This window comes from Microcoleus sp. BROC3 (genome assembly GCF_036702515.1).
Classification (GTDB): Bacteria; Cyanobacteriota; Cyanobacteriia; order Cyanobacteriales; family Microcoleaceae; genus Microcoleus.
In genome coordinates, this window is the sequence record NZ_JAUBTQ010000027.1 from 1 (window position 1) to 19,232 (window position 19,232).

Below are 19,232 nucleotides of genomic sequence, written 5' to 3' on the forward strand. Positions count from 1 at the left end.
GCGGCCATGAGGAACAGGCATCTTGCCTGTTCCACAATCGAGAATTTTCTTGTGCAACAGGCATCTTGCCTGTTGCGGCCATGAGGAACAGGCATCTTGCCTGTTCCACAATCGAGAATTTTCTTGTGCAACAGGCATCTTGCCTGTTGCGAACACAAGCACAACATCTACCCCGATGAATAAGGCACACTATAAGAAGTTAGCTACAAAAATCCGTAACATTGCCTGTACACTGCCCATGATTTGGCCATTCAAGCCCCGCTACCGCAAACAAATCGCCCGTATCGAAATCACCGGAGCCATAGCCGGAGAAACCCGCAAACGAGTCCTAGAAGCTCTCAAAACCGTTGAAGAACGCAAATTTCCCGCCTTGCTGCTGCGGATAGACAGCCCCGGCGGCACTGTCGGCGATTCCCAGGAAATTTACAGCGCGCTCAAGCGTCTGCGCGAAAAAGTCAAAATTGTTGCCAGTTTTGGCAATATTTCAGCTTCTGGCGGAGTTTACATCGGCATGGGAGCCGAGCATATCGTTGCTAATCCCGGTACAATTACTGGCAGCATTGGCGTGATTATCCGGGGCAACAATCTAGAACGGCTGTTAGAAAAAGTAGGCGTTTCTTTTCAGGTGATTAAATCGGGGCCGTATAAAGATATCTTGGCATTCGATCGAGAATTGACAGATCCTGAACAGCAAATTCTGCAAGACTTGATCGACACCAGCTACCAGCAATTCGTGGAAACCGTTGCGGAAGCCCGGAAATTGGCTGTTGAGAAAGTGAAAAGTTTTGCCGACGGTCGGGTTTTTACCGGTCAGCAAGCCTTAGAATTGGGTTTGGTCGATCGACTGGGAACAGAAGAGGACGCTCGCCGCCTTGCCGCCGAACTCGCAGGCCTCGACCCGGAAAAAACCGAGTCTTGCACGCTAGAAAAACAAAAACCTTTCCTAAATCGCGTTTTGGGGAGTAGTCTGGATATATCCGGGCTTTGGGCTTACAATAATTTGCTGGAATTCGAGCTTTCTACTAGCGGTTTGCCGCTGTGGATGTATCGCCCGTGATTAAATAAATTAGTCATTGGTCGGGAGTCAGTAGTCATTAGTTACCCCCTGGATGATTGGACGATTGAAAATCTGTTGACCTCAAACTCCAATGTGGCGCTTCGCCCGTCATAAGCGCTTCGCGCTGGCTTCGCCTAAGAGTTGGAGGTCAAACTACACAAACGAAGTCTGCTCAAGCGGGGGCTAAGAAATAAAGTGGGTATTTAAGCCTAATTTAGTAGGACTAATGACTAATAACTAATGACTAATGACTAATGACTAATAACAAAAATATGGAGGAAATTTGCGTGGAGTGGCAAGTGCGGGGGATTCGTGGGGCAACTACTGCTAGCGAGAATTCGGTGGCAGCAATTCGAGAAGCGGTGAAAGAATTATTAGATGAATTAGAAGCAAAAAATGATATAAATCCAGATTTAATTATTAGTGCTACGTTTTCTGCTACTCGCGATTTAGATGCTGTGTTTCCGGCCGCGATCGCCCGCGAACGTCCTCACTGGTGTAATGTTCCTTTGTTGGACGTACAGCAAATGCACGTTGAGGGTGCTTTGGAACGCTGCATCCGGTTTTTAATTCACGTCAATTGGCCGGCACATACTGAAATTTATCATCCTTATTTGCGGGGAGCTCAAAATTTGCGCCCCGATAGGAATTTAGCGGTGGCGGTGTCTGGGGAAAAATAATAGATTCACTTTGGGCTTGATTTAAAAGTTAACTCACCATTACAGGTGGGTTTATTTTTTACGGGATTTGACACATTACAAAACCTGCCCTGCGGATATATGGTTAAAAGCTTTTATTATAAAAAAAACCCGGCTTCTCAAAGAAACCGGGTTTTTTGTCAATCAAGGGCCTTCCTGTGATGCAGCCTAATCCCTAAAAAGATGTCATATATAAAACTCCAAAAGTCCTTTTTCCCTTCCAATATTCCTAAACTTTGAGGGGAACCTTTCTCATCCAACAGCGGCTTAACAGCCTCATAAGCAGGCTTGTAATTGTACCAAGGAATCGAAGGCCACAAGTGATGAATCAGATGATAATTCTGCCCCAAAATCAAGATATTTAGAATAGGGCTAGGATATACTCTGGCATTTTTCCAGCGATCGCGCTCGTGAAATGGACGGTGCGGCAAATAATCAAAAAATAATCCCAACGCCAGTCCCACCACCAAAGCCGGAGAAAACCAAAAGTTCAGCACATAACCTAGTTGGTCGTATTGAATGGAGATATACACCACTGCTACAACAAACAAACGGCTGAAAAACCATTCCCAAAGTTCATTTTTCCGCCACAGTTTGCGCTTAAAAAAGAAAATCTCGTGGTAAAAAAACCTCGCAGCAATCAACCACAGAGGCCCGCCTGTCGAAACATAATGGTCTGGATCGTTATCGGGATCGTTAACGTGGGCGTGATGCTGGATATGTACCCGCGTAAACACAGGAAATGCAAAACCCAACATCAGCGCGCTACCGTGTCCCAAAATAGCGTTAATTGTGCGATCGCGGTGCGCTGCATTGTGAGACGCATCGTGAATCACCGTCCCTGCCATATGCAAAGCCAACACGTTCAATGAAAAACAGCACCATTGGGGCCATTCCCAAAACCAGAAACCCCAGTAAGAAATCACGATAATCACCACTGCACTCAAAAACAGCAGTAGTGTCGGATTGAAGTCACCGGGAGGACTCAGAAACTCTTTAGGCACGGTCAGCGGCCGTCCTGCCTCCGACATCTTTGTTAGCACTCCTTAATATTTCACACTTGCGTAGTATAAGATACAAGCCTCTAAATAGTAAAGTTTTATGAAATCACTGTATATAATCTCGATCGCCCGTCGTCTGCACAACAATCAAACTATTGTTGTTTTGCAAGCATACCGATGTTAGATTCGCACAACGCTCTTGGGAAACCCGCAATAAAATGGGTATATCTGTATATTTGTCAAGCCTTGGGGCGAAAGTTATTTTTAAGAAAAGGCGCTCCAAAAGAAAAGATTATCGATCGGTAATAAAGTCAGATATTCTAGAGAATGGTCAATGCCCGCTGTTTTGACGATCGAGAAAATTTTAAGAATTAAGACGTGCGTCATTGCTTGTAGTGAAAGATGAAACGTTAGCCGAAAATTAAACAATAAATCCTCCAGCCACCCCATCTCAATTCATGCAACTGCCAAAAGCCCTACGCCGGACTAAAATCGTCGCCACCATTGGCCCTGCCACTTCGGACCCACAAGTGCTGCGCAACCTCATAGAAGCTGGTGCCACAACTTTGCGACTCAACTTTTCTCACGGAACAGAAGAAGACCACCAACGCAGCATTCGGTTAATCCGGCAAACATCCTTTGAACTCAACCAGCCGGTGGCCATCCTCCAAGACCTTCAAGGCCCGAAAATTCGTTTGGGCCGCTTTGAAACCGGGTCTATTGTTGTCAAAAACGGCGACCCTTTCATTCTCACCAGCCGCCCGGTTCCAGGCACCGAGCTAATTTCCTCCGTCACCTACGAACCCCTAGCAGACGAAGTTCCAGAGGGATCGGTGATTCTGCTCGACGACGGGAAAGTGGAAATGCGCGTCGAAAAAGTAGACCGCGGGGCGCGGGAACTGTACTGCCGCGTCGTAGTCGGCGGGCCGCTTTCTAACAACAAAGGCGTGAATTTTCCGGGAGTTTACCTGTCAATTAAGGCGCTAACTGACAAAGACCGCAAAGATTTAATGTTCGGTCTCGACCAAGGTGTCGATTGGGTGGCCCTGAGCTTCGTGCGCAATCCCCAGGATATGCTCGAAATTAAAGAACTGATAGCTAGTGCGGGCAAGCAAGTACCGGTGATTGCCAAGATCGAAAAGCACGAGGCGATAGAACAAATGGAGGAAATTCTCACCCTTTGCAACGGCGTGATGGTCGCCCGCGGCGATTTGGGAGTGGAACTGCCCGCCGAAGACGTGCCGATTTTGCAAAAGAGGCTGATTGCTACCTCCAACCGCATGGGCATTCCCGTAATTACTGCTACCCAGATGCTCGACAGCATGGTAGGTAATCCTCGTCCCACCCGCGCTGAAATTTCCGACGTGGCGAACGCGATTCTCGACGGAACTGATGCGGTGATGCTCTCGAATGAAACCGCTGTAGGCAAGTTTCCTGTCGAAGCGGTGGCGACGATGGCGAGAATTGCGGTGCGGATGGAGAGGGAAGGAATTAAGCGGAATATTAGGAATGTAGAAGATATCGGTCGATCGATCCCCAACGGCATCAGTCAAGCAGTCAGCCAAATCTCCGAACAGTTGAACGCGGCCGCCATCATGACGCTGACCAAAACCGGCGCTACAGCCCGCAATGTCTCGAAATTCCGACCGAAAACTCCGATTTTGGCAGTTACTCCTCACGTAGACGTAGCCCGACAACTGCAACTGGTATGGGGAGTCAAACCCTTGCTGGTGCTTGATTTACCCTCCACCGGCCAGACTTTTCAATCTGCGATGACTGTCGCCCAGGAAAAAGAGTTACTGTGCGACGGAGATTTAGTGGTGATGACCGCCGGTACTCTGCAAGGGGTTGCCGGATCGACAGATTTGATTAAAGTTGAGGTAGTGACAGCGGTTTTAGGCAAAGGCACCGGTGTCGGTTTGGGATCGGTGAGCGGCATGGCCAGGGTTGCTCGTACTGCTGCGGATGTAGGCAATTTCCACGCTGGAGAAATTTTGGTAGTAGAGCACACCAGCGTCGCTTTTGTGGATATGATTCGCAAAGCGGCCGGTGTGGTGACGGAGGAGGATAGTTTGACTTCTCACGCCGCGATTATCGGTTTGCGGTTGGGCGTGCCGGTGATGGTGGGCGTGCAGAATGCCACGCGGGTAATTCGGGACGGAACTATGCTGACGCTGGATATGCAGCGGGGTTTAGTTTATTCCGGGGCCAGAGGCGGCTCAACCGACGGGGAATTGGTCGTTTAACAAGTTTTGAGTTAGGAGTTGTGGAGTTTTGAATTAAATTCTACAACTCGTTGCTTTTTTCGCTTAGGTTGTGCTATAATTCAAAATTGTCTGTGCCGATGTAGCTCAGGGGTAGAGTATTCGATTCGTAATCGAACGGTCGTGGGTTCAAATCCCACCATCGGCTTTAGGTTTCAGCGATTTTGTCCAAGCCCTGGCCTCAATCTGCGTTCAAAAACGCAGTTTAACGGCTCAAAAATGCTCTCAATCTTTACCGAGAGCATTTTTATTTGCCCTCAATCTTTGGTGGTGGATATGGTGTTTTTTTTTAATAAAGAGTAAGTATTTTACAAGGTTGTGTTCCCACCTTGTAAAAATATTTATTTGTTTCTGGAAAGCATTGATAGAGAGAGGATTTGCATTCGTGACTATAGCCACCGCCTTGGCGGTTACTCTATCTCAGAAAAATGGTCGCGTTTGTTAAAGTTTTCACCCAGAAAGTCAAACGTTCACAGCGCTGTATTGGTAAAATGCAAAAAAGGTAGTAGAGATGTGCATTCATCAGTATCAGTGTAGCGATGTTGCATAATATCTATTAGCCGTTAGCAATGAGGGTTAAAACACTCAATGTCCGCTCAAGGGTTTTATCGTCGTTCACTCCCCGATTCTGCTATTGCCTTTTCCTCAGTAGAAGGAAGGCAAATTTTTCGAGAAGCGTTGGCATTCGGAGGTATGGAAGGGTATTTTGCTCTAGCTGAACAGTTTCATACTCAAGCAGAACCCGCTTTTTGTGGATTGGGTAGTTTAGTTGTTGTTCTTAATGCTTTATCCATCGATCCGGGTCGCATTTGGAAAGGGGTGTGGAGATGGTATGGAGAGGAGTTTTTAGACTGTTGCTTACCTCTTTCAGTCATTAAAGAAAACGGTATCACCTTTGATGAGTTTGCCTGTATCGCACGTTGCAACGGTGCTGTTGTAAAACCTAACCGTTACAACCAAAGCAGTTTGGAAAACTTTCGGCAAGCAGTTCAGCAGGTGACTACTGCGCCAGGTGATATTCATCTAGTTGTTTCCTACAGCCGAAAGGTATTAGGACAAACTGGTGATGGCCACTTCTCACCAATTGGTGGCTATCATCGACAGCGGGATTTAGTGCTTCTGCTGGATGTTGCCCGTTTCAAATATCCACCTCACTGGGTTTCTCTGCCTTTGTTATGGAAAGCATTTGAGCCTATCGATCCGGTCACTAATCAAGGTCGAGGTTATATTTTATTGCAGAAAAGTGAAGGGTTGCAAGAAACCTTTTTTCATATTGTTTTTGATTTACATCAGTGGCGTAGTGTTGCCCCTTACTTTGCAGAAATACTGCCAGACATTCTGAGAAAAGAGCAACCTGATTCAATTGCTTCATTTGTCAGTACCATCCTGCACCATTGGCCTGTGGAGTTCACAACTATGCTGCATACCTCCTCAGAGACGCCAGAGACACTTGAGAAATTACGAGCAGCTATTGAGTTAAATTCACTGTTTAATATTGTTCACCAATACTTGTCAAGCGATGACTGGGATGCAATGTCTGTTGTCGGGAAGTGGCGATCGCAACAGCCATTCGTAGCAGCGACAATAACAGTAATATTACTATCCTGCCCCGAAACGCTCTATGCAACTGTTAAACCAGATTTACGACTGTGGTTGAGTGACGTTCGCTACCTTGAGAAACTAATTTATCCCCTGGATATAGAGATATCTAGATTGAGAGAACAAATGTCAGCACTCCAAGATTTTTACACTTTATATTCAAAAGGACATCAGTGCAATATCCATCAGAGTTAGCACCTACCGCCTTTTGAACTCCCCAAACATCGACTAACTACAAAAGTGAAAATTTAATCTCTAATTTCTTGGTAGAAATGGGCTAACTTTCTTAAGCGCTCGCCCTAGTGCTAATCTGAATGCTCAGTTTGTTAATGCAGAGAATTACCACTTTTGTGGCTAGAAAGTCTTTTTATAGCATTTTTTCTAGATTTATGAAGGGAAAACGGTTTCTTTTCCGCTGCTATAGTTTGACGCCCGAATTTCTGAGTCAGAATGCTGGTTTATTTTCCGTTAAAAATGGATATTTAGCAACCCTTAAGCTAGTTAAGATAGAGTAACAGCAGTAGGGTGGCCGCTGATGTGAAAATATTTCTCCTAATCGGATGAGATGAGATGATAGCAGCGCCCTCCCTACAAGAATTTGTCCTAACCGATTTGGCGAATGCTATACAAACCTGACATCGTATTAGTTCGGGGGTCGGGGGAGACGAAAACTCAGGGGACTGAGGATTTGATTGAGAGTTCGCAGTTGTTCGGCGGTTCCCAAACAAATCAGCATATCTCCTCCTTCGATCGCAGTTTCTCCAGTTGGCCCCACAATCAAAGTCCCGCCAGCGCGCCGCACTGCTAAAACCAAGGCCCCCGATTGCGATCGCAACTTGGCATTTCTCAAAGTTTGCCCGACGTAGACACAAGTATTGGGATCGACCAAAAATTCTTCCATGTAAAAAGAACTATCGGTGCCGGTCAAAACACCGTCTAAAAAATCCATAACTTGAGGCCGCAAAGCCGCCGCCGCCATCCGCTTTCCGCCGGTAATGTAGGGGGATACGACGGCATCGGCCCCGCCCCGCTGCAACTTCTTTACGGCTTCTTCTGTGGTGGCGCGGGCGATCGCCCGCACCTTCGGATTCAGAGTTTTGGCCGACAGTACAGTGTATAAATTCTCGGCATCCGAAGGCAAAGCTGCTACTATGCAAATTGCGCGATCGATCCCCACACTCAGCAAAATTTCGTCCAGAGTCGCGTCTCCTTGGACAGCCGTGTACCCCAGCGCCAAAGCTGCCTCAACCGACTGTATCGCCGAATCTATCACCACAAAAGAGATATATTCGGCCTGAAATTCCAAGGCAATTTGGCGGCCAGTGCGCCCAAAACCGCAGAGAATGTAATGCCCGATCAAAGAATCTACCAATCGCCGCTGCTGCCTAATTCTTGCTCCTTCTTGAAAATATCCTTCAATCAGCGCTTCTGTAAAGCGGTTGACGATGAAACCAATCACAATCACGCCCATCAAAATCAGGCATATGGTAAACATTCGCCCGCGTTGGCCGAGGGGCTGAAGTTCACCGTAGCCGACAGTTGCTAAGGTAAATACTGTCATGTAAGCGGCATCGAGCAAAGACCATTTTTCCACCTGCCAATACCAGAGAGTACCCGTGCAGAAAATGCCGCCAAGGGCGATGACTCCGCCCGTTAAGTCTTTTTGCAGGCGCTGGTACTTTTGCTCTAAAGTTGAATACACCGATCGGGCTGACCTATTACCTATTAGCTGCTACCAATTGTAACCATATCAGCCCTAGACGCAGGGGCGGTCAATCGATTTTAGATTTTAGATTTTAGATTTTAGATTGACCCCACGGATCAATGCCGGGGCTTGAGGATTTTCGATTTTGGATTGATTCCACGGATAAATCACGTGGCGGGTACCATCAAAAAATTCGCGGTCAAAAAGCCAGTTTCTGCGTAGATACTTGGCTGCCAAACTCAAGATTTTGACTCTTAACCCTGTTTTTTTTGCGTGAGTTCCGACTGAGTTCCAATCCCATCGCAGAGGTGGCGATTGTTTGGATTGGCGATCGGATTTGTCTGAAAATAATTGCGGGCGACATTGCAGCCCTGCACCAGCAAATCGTCAAGATTAAGATTCCACAGCATCACCGTACCGTCAGCACTAGCACTAGCGATCGCCTTGCCGTCTGGACTAAAACTCGCACTCCAAACAGCATCTTTGTTACCTTTTAAAGTTTGGATCAACGTACCGTCAATGTTCCACAGCCTCACCATTTTGTCTGTGCTTGCAGATAGCAACATTTGACTGTCGGGACTAAAGCTGATATTTGTCAATCCACTTGTATGCTTTAAAATACTTAGCGGTTTGCCGTCTTTGCTCCAAATTCTCGCAGTTCCCCCAGCACTTGCAGTCGCCAGCATTGCTCCGTCGGGACTGAAAGTTACACTCATAATTTTATCACTTTCAATCTGTAAAGTTCGGAACAATTTGATATCGGTGCTGGCTTCGATTGGCTGCTGTTTTTGCAACTTTTCTCTAACCTTTCTCAAACTCCAAAGTTTAACAGTGCCATCAGCGCCAGCCACAGCAATTATCTGACCATCTGGGCTAAAACTGTTGCTGGTTATCCAACCTCGCTCTACTTGAAAACTTGACAATTCTTCACCGTTGATTTTCCATAGTTTCACAGTTCCATCGGCACTGGCTGAAGCAATAATATTACCATCTCGACTCAAAGATACACTTGTTACTTGACCGCTGTGTCCTTTTAAATTATGAATCAACTGGCCATTTTTTTGCCAAATTTTTACAGTTTTGTCGTCGCTGGCTGAGACAATAAGCTGACCGTTAGGATTGAAGATAGCACTTCTAATTTTATCCGTATGCCCTGTTAATGTTGCTTGCAAAGTTCCATTTATTTGCCAAAATTTGATAAAATTATCATCGGTAGCCGTCACAATTGTTTGACTGTCGGGACTGAAACTCGCGAAAGCAAGGGTACTGGTTTGACCGTGCAAGTGCTGCCGTTCCCGAAAGCTGTAAACTGCCTGTTCGAGGGCGATCGCCACTCGCATCTGAATATCTAAACTCACTCCGAGCGATCCTTTCATTTCTGTAACAGCTCTAATGCTTTCTAGCAAAGCTTCCTCTTTTTTATCGGCAGCCAAAAGCGTTTCTGATAGTAGACTGAGAGTGAGAATTTTGTTATTTCTTTCTTCTATTGATGGTTTAATCCAAAAGACTGCTATCAGAATTAATATCAGTATTCCTGCTGCTACTGTAACTGTTTGCACTCTCAGTTGTTGCTCGCGCCAAAGTTTAACTGCAATCACTTTTTTCTGCTTTTGTGCTTCGCTTAGTTCTTCTAGTAACTTTTTTTCGCGACGCAGTTGTTGAATTTCAGCTTGATGCTGTTTTTCTTGACAGCGGAACTTGGCAAATTCCGCTTCTTGACTAGCATTTAAAAATTGATAATCTTGGGTACTCAAGCTTTTATTTGTCGCCCAGTTTCGCGCATCTTCCAATGCTTGACCGCGTAACAATCGAGATTCATCTTGACACTTTGATACTATCCATGCTGTTAAGGATTCGGCATAGGGGCGCAAGTCGCCGAGTGCTTTTTCTACCCAGTTATGGTTGAATATAGCTGCGTAAATGCGGTTGGATACGGTTAATTTTCCGGCTCGTTTTACCACTAATCCGCTGAGCCGCAATTCAGTTTGTTCGGGAGTATCATCGGCCCAGATTCCTCCAGCCCCACTTAACAAGGGGGGTTCTGAAAATTGCTGATTTCCGCTGGGCCGCAATTCAGTTTGTTCGGGAGTATCATCGGCGCAGATCCCCCCTGCCCCCCTTAACAAGGGGGGTTCTGAAAGTGGCAATATTTTTTGGTATAGTCCTAATAACCTACTGGCGCGGTGCTGACTTCTGAGAAGGCGATCGCGAATTGTTTTGATGTGTACAGGTTCATCAGATGACTCCCAATTATCAATAATATGAGATTGCACTATATCGCTAATTAATAATTGGTTTGTAGTAAAAATTTCAGTTTTAATTTCATCTGTTGAGTCTGATATAAGAGAAGCCGAAGTTAAGCTTTTTAGATAGTGCAGAATCAGCTTGCAAAGCTTTTGAGTCAGAAATGGTTGCCCTCCAGTCCAGTCCAAAATCTCTTTTAAAACCTCTTGAGGATTGTCTACTTTTCCCTCAAACCCTTTTGCTAAAGGCAGAGCTTCCTCTAAGTTAAAACCGTGCAATTCAATAGCTAAACCGATATTAAAGGGCGTGCGAGTTGCATCGCTAATTAAATCGGATGGGGTAGCTACTCCCAGCAAAGCAAATGTAATGCGCTGGTATTCTGAATTGTGAGCTCGTTTATTGTAGCAACATCTAATTAATGCAAAGAAATCGTCTAGCGGTTCTTGGAAACTCAGAACGCTATCAATTTCATCAATAAAAATGACCAGGTTTTGAGAAATTTTGACCAGCAGCAACTCTTCAATTAACTCTCCTAAGCGCTGCACCGGCGGCATCAACTCTCTCTCCCGCCACCAAGTCATAAACTCGACTGGGTTAAACAGGTTGAAGCTGCACAAGAGTTTGTAAGCGACGCCGCCGTACCACTTATCTAGAGAGACTTGCTGGTTGCCAATGTCCGAAAGGTCGATCGTAGCACAGGCAATGCCATCAGCCGAGAGTTTTTGTACAGTTCGCACCAGCAAACTGGATTTGCCCATTTGTCGGGAATTGAGCACGTAACAAAACTCTCCAGCTTTGAGGGCTTGATAAAGTTCAGAGTCAGCTTGTCGCACTACATAAGTAGGTGCATTTTGCGGGAGACTGCCGCCGATTTGATATTGGTAATCGACTGTCATAATCTAGCCTCTAGTGATAACTTTCATACAGTTCTATGGTGCCTGTAGCACAAGCAATCTTACCATTTTGATTGGTGGGTTCTGGTGGTTTAATTGTACCAGGAGAATCAGCTCCGCACAATATAGATGTGGTCGTTGTTATATTTTTAGAAGCATTTGACTCAACTTTTGTAGCAGGAATTACAAAGACACCACCCACAAAGCTTTTAAGGTCTTTTTGCTTTGAGACTCCATAATTAAATGTTGCTTTTTTTGTAGTCAGAAGGGAATATTTGTAATTTTCTGTCTCGGTTTTAATAATGCGAATTCCTAAAGCCTTAACAGAAGTGCTAAAAACACTTTTTTCTGCAAAATAGGATTGCTGACGTTTGTTGATTAAACTAATATAATCTCTGGGTTCCCATTGCTTGTTGATCCTAACCCTCATCTGAAAGGGTGGCACAGCTACCGAAGCTAATACTCCAATTAACATTAAAAACACTAAGTATCCACCAACATTCGATGCAATCCTAGCTGATTTAGAACTTTGTTGACTCATAGTTTTGTATCCTCTCTGTTTGTAGTAAAGACTTTAGTCCGGTAAATCTCAAGTGAATGCCGATTTGATATTGTAATCGACTGTCATTAGATTGCGTATAGTTAGATTATTTGGACAGTTGTGTTGTGCCTTTACCACAAGCAATTTTACCATTTTCATAGGTGGGTTCCGCTGGTTTACTTGTACCCGGAAAATCAGCTTCGCACAATATGGACGTTGTAGTTCTTTCCTCTTTAGCAGCATTGGGCTGAAAGTTTTTAGCAGGAACCACAAAAACACCACCGACATAACTTTGGAAGTTGTTTCCCTTTGTTACTGCATAATTAAATGCTGCTTTCTTAGTGGCACGAATTGAATACTTAAAATTTCTTGTCTCTGTTTTCATGCCAAGTCCTAAAGCATCAACAGAAGTAGCAAAAGCACTTTTTTCTATAAATAGGACTTCCTGTGCGCGGTTCATTGAGCCAACATACGGCACTGCTTCCAATCTCCTATCCTTATATGCCGGGCTAGGACTCAGAAATGATGGCAGAGCGATCGCGCCAATTACCCCAATGCCCATTAAAAGCAATAAGCATCCGCAACCGCCATAAGCTGCATTGCTAATACTTGATTCTTGATTTTTAGTCATGGCTTTGTCTCCTTAAAAATATATACAACCTGAACTAAATTTGGCGAGGCAGAGCCTCTGGATATGCGTTACCAGCCGGAGCTTAGTAACGAGGAAGAATGTGGTCTATAGTTAGATTATTTAGTCACTTGTCTTGTGCCTTGACCACAAGCAATTTTACCATTTTCATAGGTGGGTTCCGCTGGTTTAATTGTACCTGGAGAATCAGCTTGGCAGAATATGGATATTGTTGTTATTCCATCTTTAGCAGCATTGGGCTCAACTTCTTTAACAGAAACTAGAAAGACACCGCCGACATAACTCTTAAGTTGTGGTTGCTTGGAGACTCCATAATTAAAAGCAGTTTGCTTTGTGGCGCGAACTGAATACTTGTAATTTGTTGTCTCCGTTTTTATCCCAAGTCCCAAAGCATTAACAGAACTGGAAAAAACACTTTTTTCGGCAAAATATGCTTGCTGAGCTTTGTTCATTGAGCTAACATACTGTTTTGCTTCCGACTGCTTGCTTCTATTGGTATTATTTAGATAAAATGGCAGAGCTATCCCATTCATTACTCCAATACCGGTTATAAGTAATAAGCATCCGCAACCGCGAGAAGCTGCATTGCGAACTATTGATTCTTGATTTTTAGTCATGGTGTTGTCTCCTTAAATGGTATATACAATGCGAATTAAAGTCGGCGAGGCAGAGCCTCTGGATTTGCGTTACCAGGAAGAGCCTGGTAACGAGTAAAACTAGGGAATACTAATCTCTAAGCTCGCAGCTTTTGTACTTCTTTCCGCTCAATGGATGTCGGCTGAACCACTTTACTGCCGATCGCAAAATCGCGCAATTCCACTCTTGTAAACTTCACACCCCAAGGATCTGTCGCTGTATCCAACTCCTCTACTAAAGCATTATTGATTTCATGGCGAGCCGTGTAAAGTTCCTCCAGAGATAATGTCGCAATGTGAGTCCGGATTGAAAGAATCAGCATATTTAACATCGCTTCCTTGAGATTCTGCACTTTGTAGGAAGCTTTTTCTAAGTCAATTATTCGCCAGTAAACAATAAACTCAACGGTGATGGCAAGGCGATCGCGCGTCGTGCATTGTTGGGGTGCTAGGTTTAAAATTTGCTCGCGCAGAGTTTGTTTATAGGCGACTGTTTCGACGAAGGGAATCAAAAATGTCAAACCAGGTTCGAGTTTCTTGCGATCGTACTTTCCGAAAATTTCAACTAAGGCTTCATCTCCTTGACGGACGATTTTTACGCTGCTGGCTAAGGATACTCCGGTAATTGCAAACAACACCATCAAAAAATACTGATACATAGTGAATCTCCTGGTAAATAGTTGACAGTTGATAGGGACTTCTTAGTCTCTTAGAGAGGAACTTTGTTTGGCAAGAAGCGATTTCAATCGCCGAGTCATAAAAGAGCTAACTCAGATTTAGCCGTTGATGTGAATTAATCTGTCAGGTACAACAATCAGCGTGTTTCCTTCGCGGCGCAAAACGTACACTTTTTGTCTGGGTGCGATCGCCCCTTGGGAATCTTCATTGCGAGCTTTCCACGAAGCCCCTTCATAAATCACCATTCCGGTTTCTCCGGGGAAAATTTCGGAGATTGTTGTCGCTTCGGTTGCTTCGGGAATGACAAACTTTTTGCGAACAATGAAAATCGGTCGAATCCAGATGCTCAGCGCGAGGGCTATCCCCATCCAGTAGAAAATTTGCCAGTCAAAATCTTCATACATTATGTTCGCCCAACTAAACTGAAATGCTACAGACCCTCTCCACAAAATAAAGGATTCAATTAAAGCAGAAGCTCCCATCATTAGCAGGTAAAATCTGTATTTTTGGGGCTGAGTTTTGATGATTAATAGCTCGATCGCACTAAGCACAACTCCCAGCAGCAGCCAGAATAGGGGCGGGGTGAAGGCGAAACCGGGTTGATTAGTGGCTGAGGCCAGCGACCAAATTAGGATAGAATGCACAATGCTTTTACCTCGTTGCGATGGGATTCAACCTTGTTATTTCTAATCTAATCAGGTGGTTATTTGAGTTGGCGACTGAGTTATTTGAAAATTCATCGACTTTTCATCGACTTTTCATCGACTTTAGGGACGGTTGGCATTTATGATGGTTTCAGTGTCTTGATTGTGATAAGCAATGCCACGATCGCTAAGGGTGCGCGAAGAGTGCATTCGCGCAGTTAAATCCTGTCTCCTGAGAAATGGCTTTCCCAGTCAAAAAATCCTGGCTGAGGATTTAGGGATGGCGCAATCTACTGTCAGCCATTTTCTGAATGGCAAACCTGTGGATTATGCCAATTTCATCGAAATTTGTCGCGGATTGGGGCAGGAATGGCGCGATATAGCCGATTTTGACGCGAATTCAGAGCCAGAGGAGGTAGGGCTGGTGAGGGCAAAAGTGGCGATCGTCTTCGAGGGCTTTCCTTCGGATCGCTTCGCTAACGCCAACGCCCGATCGACCTCAAACACCACCCTTTCTCAGCAGTTACACCAAGCTTTGAGTGCGGGAGGGCACGAAGTCTTTTTTATTAACAACAGCAGCGACTCAGCCTCATATTTAAAACGTTGCGATTATTTGCTGTTGCTGATTTCCCAAGAATCGGCCGCTAGCGAAATGATATTGGAACAAGTGCAGCTAGCCAAAGAATTGCACCATTTAACTGCTCATAAACCCGCAATTTTACCGATTTTACTTGAATTAAATACACCGCTTTCTTTTGATTTGCTGAGCTATTTAGCAGGAATTCAGCCCTGGCTGTGGCGCGGTGTTGGCGACTCATTTAAGTTATTATCACAAATTTTAACCATTATCAAAGAAGGTCGCACATCGTTAACTGCCGACCATGAATTGGCTGTAGAATGGAAAGTAATTACTAGCACCAAACAGTCAAAAATTCAACCCCTGCCAGCAGCGCCGCCAGAATTGCCGGGAGGACAAGTTGAAATAGCTTCTCGTTTTTATATCGATCGCCCTCCGATCGAATCCCGCTGTTACGAGACGATCGCCCAACCGGGAGCGCTAATCCGCATCAAAGCACCCAGACAAATGGGCAAAACTTCCTTGATGGCGAGGATTTTGCATCATGCAGAACAGCAAGGTTCTCGCACGGTAGCGCTGAGTTTTCAGCTAGCCAATAGGAAAATCTTCGCTAATTCAGATACATTTTTGCAGTGGTTTTGTGCTAGCATCGGTCAAGAGTTAGGAATGCTGGAGCAGTTGCCCAAGTGTTGGGAATTGGCGGATTTGATTGGCAGCAATCAGTGCTGCAAGGCTTATTTTGAACAGTATTTGCTGTCAGAATCCTCAAAACCTCTGACGTTAGGCTTGGATGAGAGCGATCGCCTGTTTGAATCACCGGAAATTGCCGATGATTTTTTTGGCTTATTGCGCGCTTTGCACGAAGAAGCAAAACGGCGAGATATTTGGAAAAAATTTCGTTTGATTGTGGTGCATTCGACGGAAGTTTATATCCCGCTGGATGTGAATAAATCGCCGTTTAATGTAGGGTTGCCCATTGATTTGCCAGAGTTTAATTCCCAGCAAGTGCAAGACTTAGCAGCGCGACACCAACTGAGTTGGAGTGATACAGAAGTTGCCGAATTGATGGCGTTAGTGGGAGGTCATCCCTATTTAGTGCGACTGGGAATTTATCATATTTCGCGTCAAGATGTGACTTTAAATCAATTGGTGAAACTCCCGGCAACTGAAGCGGGAATTTATAGCGCTCATTTGCGGCGGCATTTATGGAATTTAGAGAAATATTCGGAATTAATGGAGGCGATGAGAGAGGTGGTGAGTGTTTCCCAGCCAGTTAGATTGAGGTCAGAATTGGGGTTTAAGTTAAATAGTATGGGATTGGTTAAATTAGAGGGAAATAATTACATTCCGAGATGTCGATTGTATGAGGAATATTTTCGCGATCGGCTAAATGGCAAATAATATCGAATTATTGAACCGCGAAGATGCTAAGGACACGAAGGAAGAACCCCCCCACCCCCAGGGCAGTTTCATTATCAGAAAAACCAGGATTTTGTAGGGGTAGTGCCCCCGTGCCTACCCCTCCCCAGTGACGCGATCCATTGGCATTGCAGCGATAGGGCACGGAGACGGAGGCACCGCCCTACGAAAAATGAAACCGCCCTGCCCCTTGGGGGAAATGGGGGAGAAAAGAAGTAGATAGTTTTCTGCCGGGAAGGGAGTAATGAAAAGTCGATGAGAAGTCGATGAAAACTCACTCAAGTTCTCAAATAGCCACGTGATTTAATAGAAATAGAGTAGAAGCAAGGCGCAGTACGCAAGGTTTGCAAACCCCACCGCACTCAATCGACTGGATGAAAACGACGCTAAAAAGAACTTGCTTGTTTTTCTTGGCATCGACTGTTCGATTAGGCGATATTAGACAAGCTACGCCTGCACTCGCTGTTTGAGTCTACAATCCCCATGTGTTTACGCTGGGGAGTATGTCAATCACTTGAAAACTACTCTGCTAACACATTTGGACAACCACCATGCAGCTTAAAAAAAATCCTCAACTCGATGCACTCAACAAACAAGCAGTATCGAGAACAACCATGCAGCTTAAGACAAACCCTCAACTCGATGCACTTAACAAACAAGCGGCATCTTCAGAAAAAAACCTTCCCCCTGACAAAAAAAGTAAATCTTGGGTAGGAATCTTACTGAGGATCACTTTTATTTACTTTCCTCTGGGCAGCATAATAGTTGGTGCGATCGCCCTCCCTTCTGTTGTCGGTTGTGGTGGCAAGGCGAAGCTATCAGAAGCTAAACAGTATGTTAACTCAATGAACCGCGCCCAACAAGCAAAATACGCCGAGGATGGCGCATTTTCCAATTCCGTTAATGCTCTGGGCCTCGGCATTAAAACTCAGACAACCAACTATAACTATTCAACCATATCTACCAAAAATGCTGCGTTTAGTTATGGTGTAGCCCGCAGCAATAATCTTACTAGCTATGTCGGGGCTGTATTTTTAGTACCTGTTTCCCAAGCAGCTAACAAAGAGAAGACTACTGTATCCATTCTGTGTGCAGCAAATTATGCTGGAAATACCCAACCGCCTGCTCCTATCCTTCAGAAGGGTAATCCTGTCTGCGCTACTGGTACAGAATCATTGGCGAAGTAAACATCGACATTAATCAGAATCTTATGTTACCTGAAATTGTCAAAGGCTTCATCATCTTAGCTTGCATCTTCATTCCCCTCGAAAGAATCTTTTCCTTGCACAAGCAAAAGATATTCCGTCTCGGATGGGCAACCGATGCCACTTATTTTTTTACAGGTCACTTTATTGGCAGATCGGGCGCTATTGTTGTGACTGTAATTTTGTCGCTGATGACTAATTTACTCAACCCGGAATTGCAAAGCCAAGTAGCATCTCAACCTGTCTGGTTGCAGTTGGCAGAAGCCGTTATCGTTTCCGATATGGCATATTATATCGCTCACAGACTACTGCATGAAATACCCTGGCTTTGGCAATTTCATGCAGTCCATCACAGCATTGAACACATGGATTGGTTAGCAGCCGTGCGCGTGCATCCCTGCGAGCAACTCTTTACTCAGATTTGCAAAATTATGCCTCTTTACTGGTTGGGATTTACCAAGGAGAGTTTGGTGGTTTATGCTCTTTATTCGGCGGCAATCGCTTTCTTAATTCATTCTAATATTAAATTAAAATTTGGCATCCTAAAATGGTTCGTAGCAACCCCACAATTTCATCACTGGCATCACAGTAAAATTCCCGAAATCAACAACAAAAACTTTGCTGTTCAGTTGCCACTGTTAGATTTGCTATTTGGCACTATGTATATGCCAGGGAACAAAATGCCTCATAAATATGGAATTTATGATTCTATACCTGTTGGATATGTCGGACAAATATTCTTTCCATTTTCAAGGATGATGAAAAATGCTAGATAAAAATGCAAAACCAGGTATTAATCGCTATTTTCTGATTTTGCTGGTAATTATGGGTTTGGGCTTGACGAGTGTTGCTTCTGTGGGTGCAGTTGCCCTATTTCATCACATGGATATCCTAACTTTTATCGCCAGTTTAAATACGAAACAAGTAACTGTTGCCCAATTGCAGCAGGGTGAGTTGAAACCAGTGATTTTGATTGATGTGCGATCGCCCGAAGAATACGCGGAAGATCGCATCGGTGAAAGTCCGCTGGTTCCCCTAACTGATATTGAGTTAGGGTTCGGTGTCAAGCAGGTGCAATCCATTGTCAAAGCAAGGGTTAAATCCGATCGACCTCAGCCGATAATTGTACTTTATTGTGCCAGAGGAGGGCGATCGGTTAAAGCATACAAACAGTTGGAAAAAGTCGCTTGGTATTCCCAAGAATCGGCGGGAAACGAGACTAATAATATTAAGGATATTACCCTTAATGTTGTTGTCCTTTCAGGCGGTATCAAAGCGTGGCGGCAAGCAGTGCCGGCTGCAAAAGATGCCCAGATATTAGCCCCAATTACTTTGCACAGCTTGATAAAGTCTCCCTCAGTCACCATGCTTTCGGAATGAATCGGGGCAGTTGTGACCAAATAGATTTTTGTCAAATCTCTAT

Annotated in this window: 16 protein-coding genes and 1 tRNA gene; 9 read left to right on the forward strand and 8 right to left on the reverse strand. The window is 44.8% G+C overall.

The annotated features are described in order from the left end of the window. Positions 1–238 precede the first annotated feature (238 nt). Both sppA and aroH read left to right on the forward strand, forming a co-directional pair. Entirely contained in the window at positions 239–1,057 is an 819-nt protein-coding gene (sppA, locus tag QUB30_RS18135) for a signal peptide peptidase SppA (protein ID WP_333335960.1), read from the forward strand. Between the two features lie 254 nt (positions 1,058–1,311). After that, a complete protein-coding gene (aroH, locus tag QUB30_RS18140; RefSeq protein WP_333335962.1) occupies positions 1,312–1,737 on the forward strand; it encodes a chorismate mutase in 426 nt (141 codons plus the stop codon). Between the two features lie 158 nt (positions 1,738–1,895). Here aroH and crtR read toward each other — a convergent pair whose 3' ends face one another. Next, positions 1,896–2,786, reverse strand: coding sequence for a beta-carotene hydroxylase (gene crtR, locus QUB30_RS18145; protein WP_333336251.1), 891 nt, complete (start codon positions 2,784–2,786; stop codon positions 1,896–1,898). A gap of 428 nt (positions 2,787–3,214) precedes the next feature. Here crtR and pyk point away from each other — a divergent pair, with 428 nt between their 5' ends. From pyk to QUB30_RS18160, 3 genes are all read left to right on the forward strand, one after another. Continuing rightward, positions 3,215–5,002: a pyruvate kinase gene (pyk, locus tag QUB30_RS18150; protein WP_333335965.1), complete on the forward strand. Its 1,788-nt coding sequence runs from the start codon at positions 3,215–3,217 to the stop codon at positions 5,000–5,002. A gap of 94 nt (positions 5,003–5,096) precedes the next feature. Continuing rightward, positions 5,097–5,168 (forward strand) — tRNA-Thr (locus tag QUB30_RS18155). 440 nt (positions 5,169–5,608) lie between these two features. Continuing rightward, a complete protein-coding gene (locus QUB30_RS18160; protein ID WP_333335968.1) occupies positions 5,609–6,814 on the forward strand; it encodes a phytochelatin synthase family protein in 1,206 nt (401 codons plus the stop codon). 448 nt (positions 6,815–7,262) lie between these two features. Here the strand turns inward: QUB30_RS18160 and QUB30_RS18165 are convergent, their stop codons facing one another. From QUB30_RS18165 to QUB30_RS18195, 7 genes are all read right to left on the reverse strand, one after another. Then, positions 7,263–8,321 (reverse strand): potassium channel protein, encoded by a 1,059-nt coding sequence (locus QUB30_RS18165; RefSeq protein WP_333335971.1) that lies wholly within the window; start codon positions 8,319–8,321, stop codon positions 7,263–7,265. Between the two features lie 257 nt (positions 8,322–8,578). Next, complete coding sequence (locus QUB30_RS18170; protein ID WP_333335974.1) at positions 8,579–11,464, reverse strand: AAA-like domain-containing protein; 2,886 nt, start codon at positions 11,462–11,464, stop codon at positions 8,579–8,581. Between the two features lie 10 nt (positions 11,465–11,474). Then, positions 11,475–12,002, reverse strand: a complete 528-nt coding sequence (locus QUB30_RS18175) for a type IV pilin-like G/H family protein (protein ID WP_333335977.1) — start codon at positions 12,000–12,002, stop codon at positions 11,475–11,477. A gap of 106 nt (positions 12,003–12,108) precedes the next feature. Beyond that, on the reverse strand, positions 12,109–12,633 hold the full coding sequence (locus tag QUB30_RS18180; RefSeq protein ID WP_333335980.1) for a type IV pilin-like G/H family protein: 525 nt from the start codon (positions 12,631–12,633) through the stop codon (positions 12,109–12,111). Between the two features lie 116 nt (positions 12,634–12,749). Next, positions 12,750–13,268, reverse strand: coding sequence for a type IV pilin-like G/H family protein (locus QUB30_RS18185; protein WP_333335983.1), 519 nt, complete (start codon positions 13,266–13,268; stop codon positions 12,750–12,752). Positions 13,269–13,384: 116 nt separating this feature from the next. Continuing rightward, a complete protein-coding gene (locus QUB30_RS18190; protein ID WP_333335986.1) occupies positions 13,385–13,945 on the reverse strand; it encodes an SPFH domain-containing protein in 561 nt (186 codons plus the stop codon). 117 nt (positions 13,946–14,062) lie between these two features. Further along, positions 14,063–14,608, reverse strand: coding sequence for an NfeD family protein (locus QUB30_RS18195; RefSeq protein WP_333335989.1), 546 nt, complete (start codon positions 14,606–14,608; stop codon positions 14,063–14,065). A gap of 175 nt (positions 14,609–14,783) precedes the next feature. On the opposite strand from QUB30_RS18195, the gene QUB30_RS18200 reads away from it, so the two are divergent. The 4 genes from QUB30_RS18200 to QUB30_RS18215 all read left to right on the forward strand — a co-directional run bounded on the left by QUB30_RS18200 (position 14,784) and on the right by QUB30_RS18215 (position 19,189). Beyond that, entirely contained in the window at positions 14,784–16,586 is a 1,803-nt protein-coding gene (locus tag QUB30_RS18200) for an AAA-like domain-containing protein (protein WP_333335992.1), read from the forward strand. A gap of 569 nt (positions 16,587–17,155) precedes the next feature. Then, complete coding sequence (locus tag QUB30_RS18205) at positions 17,156–17,791, forward strand: type IV pilin-like G/H family protein (protein WP_333335995.1); 636 nt, start codon at positions 17,156–17,158, stop codon at positions 17,789–17,791. Positions 17,792–17,814: 23 nt separating this feature from the next. Beyond that, complete coding sequence (locus tag QUB30_RS18210; RefSeq protein WP_333335998.1) at positions 17,815–18,585, forward strand: sterol desaturase family protein; 771 nt, start codon at positions 17,815–17,817, stop codon at positions 18,583–18,585. Next, positions 18,575–19,189 (forward strand): rhodanese-like domain-containing protein, encoded by a 615-nt coding sequence (locus tag QUB30_RS18215; RefSeq protein WP_333336001.1) that lies wholly within the window; start codon positions 18,575–18,577, stop codon positions 19,187–19,189. The genes QUB30_RS18210 and QUB30_RS18215 overlap by 11 nt, the downstream gene beginning before the upstream one ends. Positions 19,190–19,232: the final 43 nt, after the last annotated feature.